General features: G+C 59.7%; 21 protein-coding genes. 15 read left to right on the top strand and 6 right to left on the bottom strand.

Annotation, left to right across the window (positions count from 1 at the left end):
* Window positions 1–164 precede the first annotated feature (164 nt).
* The 9 genes from PBDP_RS00900 to PBDP_RS00860 all read left to right on the top strand — a co-directional run bounded on the left by PBDP_RS00900 (window position 165) and on the right by PBDP_RS00860 (window position 8670).
* Complete coding sequence (locus tag PBDP_RS00900) at window positions 165–1286, top strand: Re/Si-specific NAD(P)(+) transhydrogenase subunit alpha (RefSeq protein WP_116833879.1); 1122 nt, start codon at window positions 165–167, stop codon at window positions 1284–1286.
* Window positions 1287–1301: 15 nt separating this feature from the next.
* The gene (locus tag PBDP_RS00895) at window positions 1302–1625 is read left to right on the top strand and encodes an NAD(P) transhydrogenase subunit alpha part 2 (protein WP_003187010.1); all 324 of its coding nucleotides are present in this window, start codon (window positions 1302–1304) and stop codon (window positions 1623–1625) included.
* Complete coding sequence (locus PBDP_RS00890) at window positions 1625–3061, top strand: NAD(P)(+) transhydrogenase (Re/Si-specific) subunit beta (RefSeq protein ID WP_212801698.1); 1437 nt, start codon at window positions 1625–1627, stop codon at window positions 3059–3061. The genes PBDP_RS00895 and PBDP_RS00890 overlap by 1 nt, the downstream gene beginning before the upstream one ends.
* Window positions 3062–3259: 198 nt before the next feature.
* Window positions 3260–4753 carry a succinyl-CoA:acetate CoA-transferase ScpC gene (gene scpC / locus PBDP_RS00885; protein ID WP_116833878.1) on the top strand — a complete coding sequence of 498 codons (1494 nt, stop codon included), beginning with the start codon at window positions 3260–3262 and terminating at the stop codon, window positions 4751–4753.
* A gap of 318 nt (window positions 4754–5071) precedes the next feature.
* Window positions 5072–5287 carry a DUF1127 domain-containing protein gene (locus PBDP_RS00880; RefSeq protein ID WP_003187014.1) on the top strand — a complete coding sequence of 72 codons (216 nt, stop codon included), beginning with the start codon at window positions 5072–5074 and terminating at the stop codon, window positions 5285–5287.
* 344 nt (window positions 5288–5631) lie between these two features.
* Window positions 5632–5949 carry a DUF2388 domain-containing protein gene (locus PBDP_RS00875; RefSeq protein WP_109756545.1) on the top strand — a complete coding sequence of 106 codons (318 nt, stop codon included), beginning with the start codon at window positions 5632–5634 and terminating at the stop codon, window positions 5947–5949.
* Window positions 5950–6055: 106 nt separating this feature from the next.
* Window positions 6056–6364 (top strand): DUF2388 domain-containing protein, encoded by a 309-nt coding sequence (locus PBDP_RS00870; protein ID WP_109756544.1) that lies wholly within the window; start codon window positions 6056–6058, stop codon window positions 6362–6364.
* Between the two features lie 27 nt (window positions 6365–6391).
* A complete protein-coding gene (locus PBDP_RS00865; protein WP_003187020.1) occupies window positions 6392–6712 on the top strand; it encodes a DUF2388 domain-containing protein in 321 nt (106 codons plus the stop codon).
* Window positions 6709–8670, top strand: a complete 1962-nt coding sequence (locus PBDP_RS00860) for a DUF7844 domain-containing protein (protein WP_109756543.1) — start codon at window positions 6709–6711, stop codon at window positions 8668–8670. The genes PBDP_RS00865 and PBDP_RS00860 overlap by 4 nt, the downstream gene beginning before the upstream one ends.
* Window positions 8671–8796: 126 nt before the next feature.
* On the opposite strand, the gene trpA is transcribed toward PBDP_RS00860, so the two are convergent.
* A complete protein-coding gene (gene trpA, locus PBDP_RS00855) occupies window positions 8797–9609 on the bottom strand; it encodes a tryptophan synthase subunit alpha (protein ID WP_109756542.1) in 813 nt (270 codons plus the stop codon).
* A complete protein-coding gene (gene trpB / locus PBDP_RS00850; RefSeq protein WP_014335911.1) occupies window positions 9609–10841 on the bottom strand; it encodes a tryptophan synthase subunit beta in 1233 nt (410 codons plus the stop codon). Before trpB ends, trpA begins: the two co-directional genes overlap by 1 nt.
* A gap of 111 nt (window positions 10842–10952) precedes the next feature.
* On the opposite strand from trpB, the gene PBDP_RS00845 reads away from it, so the two are divergent.
* Complete coding sequence (locus PBDP_RS00845; RefSeq protein WP_163855877.1) at window positions 10953–11870, top strand: LysR family transcriptional regulator; 918 nt, start codon at window positions 10953–10955, stop codon at window positions 11868–11870.
* Here PBDP_RS00845 and PBDP_RS00840 read toward each other — a convergent pair.
* On the bottom strand, window positions 11843–12169 hold the full coding sequence (locus tag PBDP_RS00840) for an ElaB/YgaM/YqjD family protein (RefSeq protein ID WP_003196426.1): 327 nt from the start codon (window positions 12167–12169) through the stop codon (window positions 11843–11845). The two genes, PBDP_RS00845 and PBDP_RS00840, sit on opposite strands and share 28 nt — an antisense overlap.
* A gap of 156 nt (window positions 12170–12325) precedes the next feature.
* On the opposite strand from PBDP_RS00840, the gene PBDP_RS00835 reads away from it, so the two are divergent.
* A complete protein-coding gene (locus PBDP_RS00835) occupies window positions 12326–12541 on the top strand; it encodes a dodecin (protein ID WP_003177209.1) in 216 nt (71 codons plus the stop codon).
* 114 nt (window positions 12542–12655) lie between these two features.
* A complete protein-coding gene (locus tag PBDP_RS00830; protein ID WP_109756540.1) occupies window positions 12656–12883 on the top strand; it encodes a DUF1161 domain-containing protein in 228 nt (75 codons plus the stop codon).
* Window positions 12884–12937: 54 nt separating this feature from the next.
* Here PBDP_RS00830 and PBDP_RS00825 read toward each other — a convergent pair whose 3' ends face one another.
* Window positions 12938–13939, bottom strand: a complete 1002-nt coding sequence (locus tag PBDP_RS00825; RefSeq protein WP_212801697.1) for an LLM class flavin-dependent oxidoreductase — start codon at window positions 13937–13939, stop codon at window positions 12938–12940.
* Between the two features lie 238 nt (window positions 13940–14177).
* On the opposite strand from PBDP_RS00825, the gene PBDP_RS00820 reads away from it, so the two are divergent.
* Together PBDP_RS00820 and PBDP_RS00815 are read left to right on the top strand one after the other, a co-directional pair.
* The gene (locus PBDP_RS00820) at window positions 14178–14609 is read left to right on the top strand and encodes an OsmC family protein (protein ID WP_109756539.1); all 432 of its coding nucleotides are present in this window, start codon (window positions 14178–14180) and stop codon (window positions 14607–14609) included.
* Window positions 14610–14761: 152 nt separating this feature from the next.
* A complete protein-coding gene (locus tag PBDP_RS00815) occupies window positions 14762–14995 on the top strand; it encodes a DUF1161 domain-containing protein (protein WP_109756538.1) in 234 nt (77 codons plus the stop codon).
* A 6-nt stretch (window positions 14996–15001) separates the two neighbouring features.
* Here PBDP_RS00815 and PBDP_RS00810 read toward each other — a convergent pair whose 3' ends face one another.
* Window positions 15002–15427 carry a PA0061/PA0062 family lipoprotein gene (locus tag PBDP_RS00810; RefSeq protein WP_109756537.1) on the bottom strand — a complete coding sequence of 142 codons (426 nt, stop codon included), beginning with the start codon at window positions 15425–15427 and terminating at the stop codon, window positions 15002–15004.
* A 41-nt stretch (window positions 15428–15468) separates the two neighbouring features.
* Window positions 15469–15882 (bottom strand): PA0061/PA0062 family lipoprotein, encoded by a 414-nt coding sequence (locus tag PBDP_RS00805; RefSeq protein ID WP_109756536.1) that lies wholly within the window; start codon window positions 15880–15882, stop codon window positions 15469–15471.
* A 59-nt stretch (window positions 15883–15941) separates the two neighbouring features.
* Here PBDP_RS00805 and PBDP_RS00800 point away from each other — a divergent pair, with 59 nt between their 5' ends.
* The gene (locus PBDP_RS00800) at window positions 15942–17033 is read left to right on the top strand and encodes an aminopeptidase (protein ID WP_212801696.1); all 1092 of its coding nucleotides are present in this window, start codon (window positions 15942–15944) and stop codon (window positions 17031–17033) included.
* Window positions 17034–17169: the final 136 nt, after the last annotated feature.

Genomic DNA, 17169 nt, shown 5'->3' with positions numbered 1-17169 from the left:
GTAGTTAATTTTCCGTCACCCGTCATAATCCCTTGAAGGGCTGAATTTTCGCCTGCAAAATGCCGCGCCCCGCCTGGTTTGGCGGGATCGTGCTGATCGGCCGCCCCAGCCGCACCATCCGAAGTGCCTGGGTTTACTCAATAAGATCACGCAGGAGATTTGACGTGCACATTGGTGTTCCCCTCGAAACCCAAACGGGTGAAACACGGGTTGCTGCTACCCCGGAAACCATCAAGAAGCTCATCGGCCAAGGCCATAAGGTCACTGTTCAAAGCGGCGCCGGCATCAAGGCCAGCGTTATCGACAGTGCCTATGAGGCAGCGGGCGCAACCATTGGCAGTGCCAGTGATGCATTCGGGGCCGAACTGATCCTCAAGGTGGTCGCCCCCAGCGACAGCGAACTGACGCTGATAAAGAGCGGCACCGTTCTGGTGGGCATGCTCAATCCGTTCAACAACGAAACCATCTCCAAGCTGGCCGAACGCGGCATTACCGCTTTCGCCCTCGAGGCCGCGCCACGGACCTCCCGTGCCCAGAGCCTGGATGTGCTGTCGTCTCAAGCGAACATTGCCGGCTACAAGGCCGTGCTGCTGGCCGCCCACTACTACCCGCGCTTCATGCCGATGCTGATGACCGCCGCAGGTACCGTGAAAGCGGCGCGCGTGCTGATTCTCGGGGCCGGTGTGGCCGGGCTGCAGGCGATTGCCACGGCCAAGCGCCTGGGCGCTGTGATCGAGGCTTCGGATGTGCGTCCGGCGGTCAAGGAACAAATCGAATCCCTCGGCGCCAAGTTCGTCGACGTACCTTACGAAACCGACGAAGAGCGTGAATGCGCCGTCGGCGTCGGCGGTTACGCCCGGCCCATGCCTGCCAGCTGGATGCAGCGCCAGGCCCAAGCCGTGCACGAGCGCGCCAAGCAGGCTGACATCGTCATCACCACCGCCTTGATTCCGGGCCGCAAGGCACCGACCTTGCTGAGCGCCGAAACCGTCGCGCAGATGAAACCTGGCTCGGTGGTCATCGACCTCGCGGCAGCCCAGGGCGGCAACTGCCCGTTGACCGTGGCCGATCAGGTGGTTGTCGAGAACGGCGTCACCATCGTCGGCCCGACCAACCTGGCCGGTGAAGTCGCGGCCGATGCTTCGGCGCTGTACGCCCGTAACCTGCTGGACTTCCTGAAGCTGGTCTTCACCAAGGAAGGTCAGTTCGACGTGAACCTGGAAGACGACATCGTCGCCGCGTGCCTGATGTGCCGCGACGGCCAAGTCATCCGCAAAAACGCCTAAGCAGGGATTCAGACAATGGAAGAGCTTATCTCCCCCGGTATCTACAACCTGATCATCTTCGTGCTGGCGATTTATGTCGGTTACCACGTGGTCTGGAACGTAACGCCTGCGCTGCACACACCGTTGATGGCGGTAACCAATGCCATTTCGGCGATCGTGATCGTCGGCGCCATGCTTGCCGCCGCGCTGACCGTGACGCCGCTGGGCAAGACCATGGGCACTCTCGCCGTAGCCCTGGCTGCGGTGAACGTATTCGGTGGCTTCCTGGTAACACGCCGCATGCTTGAGATGTTCAAGAAAAAAGCCCCGAAAGCCGTAAAAGAAGAGGCGCCCAAGTAATGAGCATGAACCTGGTAACGACGCTCTACCTGATCGCGTCGATCTGTTTCATCCAGGCCCTCAAAGGCCTGTCGCATCCCACCACCTCGCGACGTGGCAACCTGTTCGGCATGCTCGGCATGGCGTTGGCGGTGCTTACCACCGTGGGCCTCATTTATAAGCTGGGAGCTGAGCTGGCCACTGCCGGCATTGGCTATGTCATCGTCGGTCTGCTGATTGGCGGCACCGCCGGTTCGATCATGGCCAAGCGCGTCGAGATGACCAAGATGCCGGAGCTGGTGGCGTTCATGCACAGCATGATCGGCCTGGCGGCGGTGTTCATTGCCATCGCGGCGGTCGTCGAGCCGCAATCGCTGGGCATCGTCAAGCAATTGGGCGATTCGATTCCGGCCGGTAACCGCCTGGAGCTGTTCCTCGGTGCAGCCATCGGTGCAATTACCTTCTCCGGTTCGGTGATCGCTTTCGGCAAACTCTCGGGCAAGTACAAGTTCCGCCTGTTCCAGGGCGCACCGGTACAGTTTGGCGGCCAGCACAAGCTCAACCTGATCCTGGGCCTGGCAACGCTAGGCCTGGGCCTGACCTTCATGCTCACCGGCAATCTCGGCGCATTCGCCCTGATGCTGGCCCTGGCCTTTGTATTGGGCGTGCTGATCATCATCCCGATCGGCGGTGCGGACATGCCGGTAGTGGTCTCGATGCTCAACAGTTATTCCGGTTGGGCCGCAGCGGGTATCGGCTTCTCGCTGAACAACTCGATGCTGATCATTGCCGGTTCGCTGGTGGGTTCGAGCGGTGCGATCCTCTCGTACATCATGTGCAAGGCGATGAACCGTTCGTTCTTCAACGTGCTGCTCGGCGGTTTCGGCAACACGGCGGATGCGGCTGGCCCAGCAGGCTCCAAAGAAGCCCGCCCGGTGAAATCCGGTTCGGCTGACGACGCGACCTTCCTGCTGACCAACGCCGACACAGTGATTATCGTGCCGGGCTACGGCCTGGCGGTAGCGCGGGCGCAGCACGCGCTGAAAGAGCTGACCGAGAAGCTGACCCACCACGGCGTGACCGTCAAATACGCGATCCACCCAGTGGCCGGTCGTATGCCTGGGCATATGAACGTCCTGTTGGCCGAGGCTGAAGTGCCTTACGACCAGGTGTTCGAGATGGAAGACATCAACTCCGAGTTCGGCCAGGCCGACGTGGTGCTGGTGCTCGGCGCCAACGACGTGGTCAACCCGGCGGCGAAGAACGATCCGAAGTCGCCGATTGCCGGCATGCCGATCCTCGAAGCGTTCAAGGCCAAGACCATCATCGTCAACAAGCGCTCGATGGCCAGTGGTTATGCCGGCCTGGACAACGAGCTGTTCTATCTGGACAAAACCATGATGGTGTTCGGTGACGCCAAGAAGGTCATCGAGGACATGGTCAAAGCGGTGGAATAACGCTCGCTGCTTCACTACTAACGCCCCGACTTGTCGGGGCGTTTTGATTTGTATCAAGGCCGAACGTTACCGATCCGGTAATAATGTTTTGCCTGAAACGCCCGTAATAGAGGCCTTAAATGCGACCTTTGTAGCGGGTCGGGCACAGCGCGAATTCACTAGACTGCGCATCTTGCTTCCAGCCCGAGATAATCCTCCATGTACCGTGACCGCATTCGCTTGCCCTCTTTGTTGAATAAAGTGATGAGCGCTGCCGAAGCAGCCTTGTTGATTCAGGACGGCATGACCGTCGGCATGAGCGGCTTTACCCGCGCCGGAGAAGCGAAAGCCGTACCCCACGCCCTGGCTGAACGCGCCAAGCTCACCCCGCTGAAAATCAGCCTGATGACCGGAGCAAGCCTGGGCAACGACCTCGACAAGGAGCTCACCGAAGCCGGTGTGCTGGCACGACGCATGCCGTTTCAGGTCGACAGCACGTTGCGCAAGGCGATCAACGCAGGCGAGGTGATGTTCATCGACCAGCACCTCTCGGAAACCGTCGAACAACTGCGCAATGGCCAGCTCAAGCTGCCCGATATTGCCGTGATCGAAGCGGTGGCCATTACCGAGCAAGGGCATATTGTACCGACCACATCGGTGGGTAACTCGGCCAGCTTCGCCATTTTCGCCCGGCAAGTGATCATCGAGATCAACCTGGCCCACAACCCGAATCTGGAAGGGCTGCACGACATTTATATTCCGACCTATCGCCCAACCCGCACTCCGATCCCGCTGGTGAAAGTCGACGATCGTATTGGCAGCCCCGCTATCCCGATCCCGCCGGAAAAAATTGCTGCCATTGTCATCACCCACCAAGGAGACTCGCCTTCGACCGTCGCGCCACCGGACAGCGACACCCAGGCCATCGCCGATCACCTGATCGATTTCTTCAAGCAGGAAGTTTCAGCCGGACGCATGACCAATAAGCTCGGGCCGTTGCAGGCGGGGATTGGCAACATCGCCAACGCCGTGATGTGCGGGCTGATCGATTCCCCGTTCGAAGACCTGACCATGTATTCCGAGGTCCTGCAGGACTCGACATTTGACTTGATCGACGCCGGCAAGCTGAGCTTCGCCTCCGGCAGCTCTATCACGCTGTCGAGTCGACGCAACGCCGATGTGTTCGGCAACCTGGAAAGGTACAAGGACAAATTGGTCCTGCGCCCGCAGGAAATCTCCAACCATCCCGAGGTCGTACGCCGCCTCGGCATCATCGGTATCAACACCGCGCTGGAGTTCGACATATACGGCAACGTCAATTCCACGCATATCTGTGGCACTCGGATGATGAATGGCATTGGCGGCTCGGGGGATTTCGCCCGCAATGCCCACTTGGCGATTTTCGTTACCAAGTCGATTGCCAAGGGCGGTGCCATTTCCAGTGTCGTGCCGATGGTGAGCCATGTGGACCATACCGAGCATGATGTCGACATCCTCGTGACCGAAATCGGCCTGGCCGACCTGCGTGGCCTGGCGCCAAGGGAGCGGGCGCGAGTAATCATCGACAACTGCGTGCATCCATCCTACCGCCAAGCGCTGAATGAATACTTCCAAGCTGCATGCGCCTTGGGTGGGCATACCCCGCATATCCTGCGCGATGCACTAAGTTGGCACCTGAACCTCGAAGAAACCGGGCGGATGTTGGCAGTCTGATACAGCTGGAACACCGCTATCGCAAATACAGTTTTGACTGAAGCTCATCATCCGAGCCCAATCTTACAAAAACTGTACTGCTGTACCGGTGTTTCCTTACAGTCTTTTCCCACAAAACCTCCGGAAACGATGAAAAACGCACCAATATTGAGCAGATAGGTACAGTTGCCTCAATATCGACCAGTACACCGCTCTTTAACAGTTAACTGGTCCCTCACAATACAGGTGAACTGTATCTAGAGAGACTGGCCAAACGAGAGGATCATGGGCACCAGTAAACCACTACCTAATCCCGCCACAAGCGGAAGGATGTCAACCATGGAACGTACACTCAGTTCCGAGCTGTTTTTCGAAGACAAAGCTGAAAAAAACCAGGCTTCCTTGCCTCTTCGCGTTATTGCCAACCTGATGTTGTGGCAGCGCCGCATTGCCAGCCGTCACCAACTGGCTCGTCTGGATTCGCGCCTGCTGGCTGACGCCGGTATCAGCGAAGCACAACGCTACGAAGAGCTGAGCAAGCCGTTCTGGCGCTAACTCAGCGTCGCTGGCCCTGACCCACCGGGTCCACCGCCAGCACCGAATTGAACAAACAAGACCCGTCGCGGGAAACCGCGACGGGTCTTGTCGTTTCCGAGGCCGATTTTTCGGGAAAACTGGAGAGGCATAACAGTTTTAAAACGTCTAACTCAATACCAGTACAGTTTTCTTGAGCCATAGCGCCTAATGCGAGCATCATGCTGCCAGTGACGGTCGCAAAGGGCTGTCAGCCACTGCGTTCTGTCCTAATATCGATGCGAACGTGGCGAAGCGAGTCGAGCATGCGTCTGCTCTTCCAGCTACACGCACCGGCATTACCTCATTATCCAAGGAGTTTCATCATGATTCGTCTTCGCCTGCTCAGCGCAGTTGCCCTGTTGGCCGTAGCCACCCACTCCAACGCCAGCAGCTTTATCGTCACCACTGACTCCATCGTTGGCGCACTCAAGGCCACGTCTGATGTGACTTCCGATGCAACTTCGTCACTGCGGGACAACAAGATCGTTCAAGCCGCCCGCGATGACGCCGCCAGCTTCGTGGCCAGCGAAGGTGCCATCCGTGGCGTGAAACTGGAAAGCGCCCTGGATTACATCCGCCAGCAGGCACCACAGCTCAACGCCACCGATGCGCAGCTGGCCCAAGCCATCCTGGTGATCTGATGCAACATGAAACATCGGGCACCAAATGGTGTTCCGATGTTTCAGCGCTGGCTCTGGCCCGCAGGTTTGCGCTAGCCTTCAAGCTCGCCATCAACCGTCGAGTCCCATGCGTTTTTACTCAGATCTGTTCATCGCGTCTTTCTTCGCAGTGTTCTGCTGGTCTGTTCCGGCCCATGCTTTCGATGTGTCCACCCAGCAAGTGGTGGTCAGCGGCTATGCCACCAGCATGGTGACCTCCGCGCCCTTCGACCATAAACTGATCGTTGCCGCACACGATGACGCTGCGGCGTTCATCGCCAGCGACGGGCAGTTGCGAGGTGCACAGCTGGAATCGGCCCTGGATTACCTGCGCCGGACCCAGCCAAAACTTCACGTCAGCGACCTTGAACTGGCACAGGCAATTCTCGTCCAATAGTTATCCTTATTTTTCCGGAGTCGTTCCATGCGTAGCCCGCTGATTGCTGCCGCCCTAGGCCTGCTGGTATTGGCCGATGTGGCCCAGGCACATACCCTGGTAGCCACCAGTAACATCATCGTCCGCGCTTCCCAGCGCACGATTGATTTCACTTCCGATACCACCACTTCCATCCGTGATTCGAAAATCGTCCGCGAAGCCCATGACGATGCGGCCAGTTTTGTCGCCAGCAATGGTGAAATTCGTGGTGCTCATCTCGAGGCCGCCTTCGACACCTTGCGCACCCGCGTGCCGGAAGCCCGCGACGCCAGTGACCAGGTTCTCGCCGAAGCCATCCTCGCATTGTGAGGCGGTTCGCCGCCTGGCTGGCGGCCGGGGTCTTGCTGCTCACGGGCAGCATGGCCCAGGCCGGCTTGCAACTGCACCTCAACGCCAACGGACTGAGCCCGGCTCAACAGCAGGCCAGCCAGGCGCTGCTCGATGAAGCCATGCAGGCGTTGCCGCCGCGCTTCATCGAGCGCCTGGACCGACGCATCGATGTCGGCTGGACTGACCAGATGCCCACCAACGCTTACGGTCAGGCCTCGTTGGTGTCGCAGCTGGACCTCAATAGCAACCTGCTCGACGGCCTTGTCGACGGCAGCGCCGCGACGCAGAAAACCCATCGCCCCCACGGCACCGTGCGACGGGAAATGCTCGCCACGGTCCTGCACGAACTGACTCACATTTATGACCGCTCGCGCCTATGGCCAGACGCCGAGCGCGCGCTGATCCAGCGCTGTACGCGGCGTAACAGCAGTGCCGGGCTCATCGGCCTGCCGGATGAGTGCCGGGGCCAGAACGACCGCCGTTTCACCCTCAGCGATGATCCGCGCTTGCTGGACCTCGCCGGCTGGCCGCAATACGTTGGCCGTCGTGGTGAACGGGAACAACACAACCGCCAGGTCGCCCGCAGCCCGGACCTCTACGAAACGAGCAGCCCCAAGGAATTCGTCGCGGTCAACATGGAGTACTTTCTCCTTGACCCCAGCTATGCTTGCCGCCGCCCCGCCCTGTATCGCTATTATCAGGAGCACTTCGGTTGGGCACCCGCCGCCAAGGATACCTGCGCCAAATCATTTGCCTTCCTCAACGCCGGAAACGACTTCGCCAAGACACCACTGGGCAAGGTCGATCCAGAGCGAGTCTATGCCATTGATTACCTGCTGGCCGAAGCCAATCAGAACTGGGTGAGCCGCTGGGGCCACAGCATGCTCCGGCTGGTGATCTGCGCACCGGGGCGCCCACGGGGTCCGGACTGTCGACTGGATCTGGACCAACACCTGGTGCTGTCATACCGCGCTTTCGTGGGCGATGTGCAGTTGTCGAGTTGGGATGGACTGGTCGGCAAATACCCATCGCGCCTGTTCGTATTGCCGTTGGCCCAGGTGATCGATGAATACACCAAGACCGAACTGCGCAGCCTGGCATCGGTGCCGCTGAACCTGTCGCGCACCGAGATCGAAGAAACGGTCGAACACGCTGCCGAAATGCATTGGAGCTACGACGGCAACTATTACTTCCTGTCCAACAACTGCGCCGTGGAAAGCTTGAAACTGCTGCGCAGCGGCAGCAATAACGAGCAGCTCAAGGGCCTGGACAGCATCATGCCCAACGGCCTGCTGGAAGTGCTCAAGGGCCGGGGCCTGGCGGACACCAGCGTGCTGGATGATCCCAAGGAAGCCTTGCGCCTGGGCTACCGCTTCGACTCCTTCCGCGAGCGGTACCAGGCGATGTTCGAGGTGCTGAAGAAGTATCTGCCAATCAAGCAGCAAACGGTGGAAGACTGGCTGGCCCTGGACGCCGCTGAACGCCGCGTCTGGTTCGAACAGGCCGACCTGCGCACCAGCGCGGCGTTGTTGCTGCTGGAACAGGCCAGTTATCGGCGGCAACTGTTGTTGGCACAGGACGAAGTCAAGCAGCGTTACCTTGGAGCCCGTGAATTGCAGAATGGCGGTATGGAAAGGGCTAACGCGACGCTACAGCAGATCCTTGCCAACAGCGGCTTCCTGAGCCGTCCCGCCGAGTTGTTGGGTAGCAGCGGCTATGGGTTGCCACAACCCAGCGAGTGGCAACGACTGGAGTCGGAAAGCAGCCTGCGTCAGAAACAGCTGCAAACACTGACAGGCGATCTGGACAAGGAAGTCAGGGCTTTGCTTGAGCCGAGCCGCGCTGCTGAAATTGCCGCGAGCGAGGCTAATGTGAAAGAGATCGGCGAGCATTTGCGCAAGCTGCACAAGGCCGGCGGAGGATTGGAGTTGCCTTGATGGTCCCCTGACCTATGCGGCCATAGCTCCTGGAGCCGTTCTTCGAGCATTTCATGAGCAACAAAAAGGGGTTCGGAACCAAGTTCCGCCCCCCTTTTTTTTCGTGGCTGCGAGTCGAATCGACAATCAGCTGACACGCGCCTTGCGCACCCCATCAGCCAGGGCAGCACACAAACTCAACACGCCATCAATCGCCTGTTCCGACGTTTCGGCCTTGGCGATATGGTCGATCAGCGCCGAGCCCACCACCACCCCATCAGCCAATCGCGCGATGGACGCAGCCTGCTCCGGCGTACGAATACCGAAACCAATGCTGATCGGCAGATCGGTATGGCGACGCAAGCGCGCAACAGCTTCTTCCACATGCTCCAGCGTCGCGGCGCCGGCACCGGTCACGCCCGCCACCGAGACGTAATACACGAAACCCGAACTGCCGTTGAGCACAGTCGGCAAACGCACGTCGTCGGTGGTGGGAGTGGTCAGGCGGATGAAGTCCAGGCCGGCAGCCTGGGCCGGTTCGCACAGTTCACTGTTGTGCTCGGGCGGCATGTCCACAACGATCAGGCCATCCACACCAGAGTCCAGCGCCTCACCAATGAAACGCTGCACGCCATAGCGGTGGATCGGGTTGAAGTAACCCATCAGCACCAGTGGTGTATCGGTATTGTCCTTACGGAACTCACGAACCATTTGCAGGGTTTTCGCCAGGTTCTGCTGGGCCCCCAGGGCGCGGATGTTCGCCAACTGGATCGCCGGGCCGTCGGCCATCGGGTCGGTGAACGGCATGCCCAACTCGATCACGTCGGCACCGGCAGCCGGCAGGCCTTTGAGAATCGCCAACGAGGTATCGTAGTCCGGATCGCCAGCCGTGACGAAAGTCACCAGGGCGGCGCGGTTCTGTTCCTTGAGTTCGGCAAAACGGGTTTGCAGGCGGCTCATCAGTGTTTCTCCTGCTGGGACTGTTCCATGTGGTGCATCACGGTTTGCATGTCTTTGTCGCCACGGCCGGACAGATTGACCACCATCAGGTGATCTTTCGGCAGGTTGGGTGCGCGTTTGAACACTTCCGCCAGGGCATGGGCACTTTCCAGTGCAGGAATGATCCCTTCCAGGCGACAGCATTTGTGAAAGGCTTCCAAGGCTTCGGCGTCAGTGACCGAGGTGTATTGGACGCGACCAATGTCATGCAACCAGGCATGTTCCGGGCCGATACCGGGGTAGTCGAGACCCGCGGAAATCGAATGGGCGTCGATGATCTGACCGTCGTCGTCCTGCAACAGGAAGGTGCGGTTGCCGTGCAGTACACCCGGCACGCCGCCGTTCAAACTCGCCGCATGCTTACCGGTCTCGATGCCATAGCCCGCGGCCTCGACGCCGATGATCTCGACGCTCTTGTCGTCCAGGAACGGGTGGAACAAGCCCATGGCGTTGGAGCCGCCGCCGATGCACGCCACCAGGCTATCCGGCAGGCGACCTTCCTGGGCTTGCAACTGCTCGCGGGTTTCCTTGCCGATCACGGCCTGGAAGTCGCGCACCATGGCCGGGTACGGATGCGGGCCCGCCACGGTGCCGATCAGGTAGAACGTGCTGTCGACGTTGGTGACCCAGTCACGCAGGGCCTCGTTCATTGCGTCCTTCAGCGTGCCGGTACCGGCGACCACCGGGATCACTTCAGCGCCCAGCAGCTTCATGCGGAATACGTTGGCCTGCTGCCGCTCGATGTCGGTGGTGCCCATGTAGATCACGCAATCCAGGCCGAAACGTGCAGCCACAGTGGCGGTCGCCACACCGTGCATGCCGGCACCGGTCTCGGCGATGATGCGTTTCTTGCCCATGCGCCGCGCCAACAGGATCTGGCCGATGCAGTTGTTGATCTTGTGCGCGCCGGTGTGGTTCAGCTCTTCACGCTTGAGATAGATCTTGGCGCCGCCGCAGTATTCGGTCAGGCGCTCGGCGAAGTAGAGCGGGCTCGGACGTCCGACATAGTCACGCTGGAAGTAGGCCAATTCTTCGAGGAACGCCGGATCTTCCTTCGCCACTTCGTATTCGCGGGCCAGGTCGAGGATCAACGGCATAAGGGTTTCGGCCACATAGCGGCCACCGAATGCACCAAACAGGCCGTTGGCGTCGGGGCCACTGCGCAGGTTGAAGGGGGTCGTAGACTGGGTCATCGGGCGCTCCAAACGAATACGTAGAAAGACAATGAGGTCACTCTACCCCTGACATGCCGCGCTGAAAACCGATAAGATCGCCACAACCTGTCAGGAAAACTCACATATCCCATGAGCCATGACCTTCCCCCGCTCAACGCTTTGCGCGCCTTCGAGGCCACCGCCCGCCTGAACAGCGTAAGCCAGGCGGCTGAACAGCTGCACGTCACTCACGGTGCGGTCAGCCGACAATTGAAGGTGTTGGAAGAGCATCTGGGCGTCAGCCTGTTCAGCAAGGATGGGCGCGGCCTGAAACTCACAGATGCCGGCTTGCGCCTGCGGGATGTCAGCGCCGAGGCGTTCGAACGATTGCGCGGTGTTTGCGCGGAACTGACGCAAAGTACGGCAGATGCCCCGTTTGTTCTGGGCTGTTCGGGAAGCTTGCTGGCGCGCTGGTTTATTCCCCGACTGGGCAGGCTCAACGCCGACCTGCCGGATTTGCGCCTGCATTTGTCCGCCGGCGAAGGCGACCTGGACCCCCGGCGCCCGGGGCTGGACGCCTTGCTGGTATTCGCCGAGCCGCCCTGGCCGGCGGACATGCAGGTGTACGAACTGGTGAGCGAGCGGATCGGCCCCGTGATGAGCCCGCACTACGCCGGGTTCGCCCGCTTGCAGGCCGCACCGGCCAGTGCGCTATTGGACGAGCCATTGCTGCATACCACGTCACGCCCACAGGCCTGGCCGACCTGGGCACGGCAAAAACACCTTGAACCCCAGGCACTGAAGTTCGGGCAAGGATTCGAGCATCTGTACTATTTGCTGGAGGCCGCCGTAGCGGGATTAGGCGTGGCGATCGCGCCCGAGCCACTGGTGGCCGAGGACGTGCGCGCCGGTCGTCTGGTCGCGCCGTGGGGCTTCGATGAAACGGCGGCGCGACTGGCGTTGTGGCTGCCCAAGCGCGCCGCAGACGGGCGCGCAGGGCAATTGGCCCAGTGGCTCAGGCATGAGCTGAGCCAACCGAGTCAGTCACCGCGTTTGCACAGCAAGTAAGCGGCCAGCAAACCCAGCGCACCGACCGCGACACCAGCCGTGGTCCAGGGGTGTTCCTGCGCGTAGTCGCGTGTGGCGATTCCGGTTTCACGGGTTTTCACCTTGACCTCTTCATACGCATCGCTCAGCAGATGGCGAGAATGTTTCAGCGCGTTTTCAGCATTTGCCTTGAGCGATTTGAGGGTCTTACGCGACTCGTCCGAAGCATCGTCCTTCAGGCTTTCCAACGACTTGAGCAGACTCTCGATCTCCGCTTCCATGCTTTGCAACGAGGCTTTACGTAACGAATTGCTGGCCATGGTGGCTCTCTCCTGCAGTGGTTGAGTGGCGTGTGTGAATTGGGACTGCGGTCGTTTCTGAAAGTGCAGTAAATCTGAACTTCAAAGCGCAAACGGCGCCACACGTAAGGCGAAAATTCGCTGCTAGGCTGTTAAAGACCAACCAAGGAGAACGTCATGAGTGATCATCACACGTACAAAAAAGTCGAACTGGTCGGCTCGTCTCCCACCAGCATTGAAGACGCCATCAATAACGCCCTGGCCGAGGCCAGCAAAAGCCTCAAGCACTTGGAGTGGTTCGAAGTCACGGAAACCCGCGGACACATCGAAAACGGTCGTGCCGCGCACTTCCAGGTGACCATCAAGGTCGGGTTCCGGATTGCCAACAGCTGAGGGGCGGTGAACTTGCACGCTGGCGGAGTGCCATAGGGAATGGCGATGCGCTATGGTATGCGCATCATGTTTTTCCATACCTGCCCTATTCGATCCGACCAAGGAGTGCGAGCGATGAAAAAGTTGATGGTAGCCCTGGGTTTGCTGAGCCTTGCCGGCGGTGCGTTTGCAGCCGGCAAGTCCTGCGAAGAGCTGAAAACCGAAATCGCAGCGAAGCTGGACGCCAAGGGTGTGTCAGGTTATTCGCTGGAAGTCGTCGATAAAGGCGCAGCGGCTGAAGGACAAAAAGTCGTCGGCACCTGTGAGGCCGGTACGAAAGAAATCGTCTACAAGCGCGGCTGATCCCGCGCGTACGTCAAAGCCGACGCAATGCGTCGGCTTTTTCATGGGCGTCATTCAGCCTTTCATGACCTGCGCCAGCAACTCGTAGGAGTGCAAGCGATCAGCGTGCTCATATAGATCACTGGTAAAAATCAGCTCATCGGCCTGGGTTTGCTCAATCAGCACCTCCAGCTTGGCGCGAATCTTCTGCGGACCGCCAACCATGGCCAGGCCCAGGAAATCGCCAACCGCTTCTTTCTCATGGGGCAGCCAGAGACCGTTCATGGTTTCCACTGGCGGACGTTGCACCAGGCTTTGGCCGCGCATCAACGCCAGGATCCGCTGATACACCGAGGTCGCCAGGTAATCGGCCTGTTCGTCCGTATCGGCCGCCACCAGTGGCACGCCGAGCATTACATATGGCTTGTCGAGCACCGCCGACGGCTTGAAATGGTTGCGGTAAATGCGTATCGCCTCGTGCATATAGCGCGGCGCAAAGTGGGAGGCGAATGCATAGGGCAAGCCCCGTTCACCGGCCAATTGCGCACTGAACAGACTCGAACCCAGCAGCCACACCGGCACGTTGGTGCCGGTGCCTGGCACGGCGATGATGCGTTGATCCGGAGTACGCGGGCCGAGATAGCGCATCAGTTCGGCCACGTCTTCAGGGAAATCGTCAGCGCTGCCAGAGCGCTCGCGACGCAGCGCCCGGGCGGTCATCTGGTCGGAACCTGGCGCACGCCCCAGCCCGAGGTCGATTCGACCTGGGTAGAGGCTTTCCAGCGTGCCGAACTGCTCGGCAATGATCAACGGCGCATGGTTGGGCAGCATCACCCCGCCGGAGCCGACACGGATGGTCGAAGTGCCCCCGGCCAGATAGCCCAGCAGCACGGCGGTCGCGGAGCTGGCGATGCCATCCATGTTGTGGTGCTCGGCTACCCAGAAACGGGTATAGCCGTATTTCTCCACGTGCTGCGCCAGGTCCAGCGAGTTGCGCAAGGACTGGGCGGCGTTGCCGTCGGCGCGAACAGGCACCAGGTCGAGGGTTGAGAATTTCACTTCGGACAGCTGTTTCATGGGCCGGGATCTCCAACGGCGTTCCGGGCTTTTTCCTACGGGCAAAAGCCTGCCGTTTCTAAAGGTGTGTTCCATGCAATGTGGGCATATACCCGAGTTTCAATAGCTGCGACGAATTTTCCTACTAAATCGGTCGGCTAATCGACAGGATGAACTTTATCGGGCGGTCTATCCTCACAACCCTGACAACGGAAAACACCCAGGCGCGAACCCCGCGCCGGATATTGAGGAGGCAGACATGGCTATCATCAAGAAAGCATCGGCTCATTGGGAAGGCGACCTGAAAACCGGTATCGGCTCCATCTCCACGGAAACTGGCGTGTTACGCGAAGCACCCTATGGTTTCAAGGCTCGATTCGAGGGCGGCAAGGGCACCAACCCAGAGGAATTGATCGGCGCGGCCCACGCCGGCTGCTTTTCCATGGCCTTTTCGATGATCCTTGGCGACGCCGGGCTAAAGGCCGAGAGTATCGACACGAACGCCGAAGTCACCCTGGATCAGGTCGATGGCGGATTTGCGATTACCGCCGTGAAGCTGATTCTCAAGGCGAAAATCCCCGGCGCCAGCCAGGCGCAGTTCGACGAACTGAGCAAGAAGGCCAAGGAAGGGTGCCCGGTTTCCAAGGTGCTGAATGCCGAGATCACATTGGACGCAACACTGGTGAGCTGACCCGCTGAAGGCGGTCGCAGCTTTCGCAGGCATTGTGGAGGCTGCGACCTTTCTGGGGACGGGTGATCTGTTTACCTTGATACAATTGTGGTCGAATGCATGCCCGCAGTCTCAGCGCACAGGCAGTGCGCGCTGCAATGAGGAATTCGAGCATGAAACGATTTGCCCTGGCAGTCATCGGTTGCGCATTGGCCTCGTCGGCCCTTGCGGCCCCCAAACCCTGCGAAGAACTCAAGGCCGAAATCGAAACCAAGATCCAGGCGCAGGGCGTCACGTCCTATACGCTGGAAATCGTCACCAATGACGAAGTCCATGACCAGAACATGGTCGTTGGCACTTGCGAAAACGGCACGAAGAAAATCATCTACCAGAAGAACGACCGCTAAGACGCCCTATGGCATGCAACGGGCTTGTCGATCTTCGGCAACGATTTCTCGCTTGGCGTCATAAAGCCGGGCGCTTGGGGTGAACGCCAGGTTACGCGCCTCCAGACGATAGCGCTGGCCGGCTTCGAAATGGTCGTATCGCACGGTCAGGTAGCACAGCCGTTCTTGCGGCTCGCTCATCAAACCCAGCCCACCGCCACCAAACACCTCGAAATCGAAGCGCACTTCCAATTCATGACTGCCCGGCGAAACCTGGAAGAAACGCCCGTCTCGCAGTCGCTGACCATCCAGCTTTTCAGCCATCAGTACCTTGCCGCCAGGCGTAGGCGTCGCGAAATCGATCCAGGCCATGTTCGAATCGACCGCTGGCAACGGGGTCGCCGTGCAACCGCTCATGACAACGAAGGCCAGTAACAGCATGTGAAGACGCATGGTGAGCTTCCTGAAAAATCAGGTCTTGAGCATAGCGCCGATCAACTTTGCTGGCAGCCTGCCGGTGTCCCTTGCCCCACCACCTTGCGTTGTTGGTCATACAGCTTGGCCCAGGGCCGGAAACCGATGTTGCCAGCCTGCAACTGGTAGCGCTGGCCGGCGTTGAAGTCCTTGAACTTCACATTCAACCGGCAATCGCGCCACAGCGGCTCGGCATCCGGGCCAATGTTGCCGGGCTCGACGGCAAATTGATAACGCACCGTCAGCTCATGGCTGCCGGGTTGCACCTCGAAATAACGTCGGTCCACAGACATCTTGTCATCGACCTTCAGCGCTTGCAGCGCGGTGTCCTGATGGTTTCCCAGGTCGATCCACGCTTGGGATGGGTCAGGGTCAGGCAAACCGGCACAACCGGTCAGCAGCAACAGGCCACTCGTCAGCATCAACACGCGCATAGCGAAGCTCCAGGCAGGCGAGATAGTCTTGTGGGCAGACTTTCCCAGGGTGATTCCAATTGATCAGGCCGCATTCAAACCATCGGTTACTCGACCGTGTTTTCCGGATTTTGTTTCCAGGCCTCCTGCTTTTGTTACTCAACGGTTGCACAAGCGCCAGTTACTACAGCCAGCTCGTCGGCGGGCAACTTCGGTTATTGCAGGCCCGAGAGCCTATCGACCAGATCATCGCCGACCCTGCTCGCGATACCCAACTGAAAGCGCACCTGGCCCAAGCGCGCGAGGCGCGGGCATTCGCCACTGCTCACTTGCACTTGCCGGACAATAAAAGCTATCGCCTGTACGCCGATATTGGCCGCCCGTTCGTAGTCTGGAATGTCTTCTCCACGCCCGAATTTTCCCTGGCACCGCAAAACCACTGTTTCCCGATTGCCGGTTGCGTGGCCTATCGCGGCTACTACAGCCAGGACGCCGCCCGTGGCGAGGCCGCGTTGCAGCGGCTGCAGGGCATGGACGTGTCGATCGGTGGCGTAGAGGCCTACTCGACGCTGGGCTGGTTCAACGATCCGATCCTGAGCTCGATGATGCATTGGGGCGACGAACGCCTGGCGACACTGATCTTTCATGAACTGGCGCACCAGCGGTTTTATGTAAAGGACGACACGGAATTCAATGAGTCCTTCGCCACCTTCGTCGAACAGGAAGGCAGCCGGCAATGGCGCGCCAGTCGCGGGCTGGCGCCGGATAACGGCAAGCGGGGGCGCCAGCGCGACCAATTCATCCAACTGATCCTCGATACCCGTCAGCGCCTGGAAAAGCTCTATACCCAGCCCTTGCCGGCCGAACAGATGCGTCAACGCAAAGCAGAAGAGTTCGAGCGCCTGCGCGCCGACTATCAGCAACTGCGCGACAGCCAGTGGGCAGGCGACAAACGCTATGACGCCTGGGTCTATGCGCCACTTAACAATGCACGGTTATTGCCGTTTGGTTTGTATGACCAGTGGGTGCCGGCCTTTGCGGCATTGTTCAGGCGGGAGGGCGGTGATTGGGTTGCGTTTTATGCGGCGGTGGAAAAGCTGGGGAAATTACCGATCGACGAGCGCAGGGCGGCCTTGAAGGCGTTGGCGGAACCGAATACTTCCATTGACTAGGCGGACGTCATCGCGAGCAAGCTTGCTCCCACATTGGGCATCTCCAATCCTGTGGCGAGGGAGCTTGCTCCCGCTAGGCTGCGCAGCAGTCGTCGCTTTTCAGGGCCGCTTCGCGCCCCAGCGGGAGCAAGCTCCC

This window comes from Pseudomonas sp. St290, assembly GCF_018325805.1.
Taxonomy (GTDB): Bacteria; Pseudomonadota; Gammaproteobacteria; order Pseudomonadales; family Pseudomonadaceae; genus Aquipseudomonas; species Aquipseudomonas bijieensis.
Note: the sequence above shows the minus strand (reverse complement) of the source record. Positions and strands in the feature narration are given on the sequence as shown.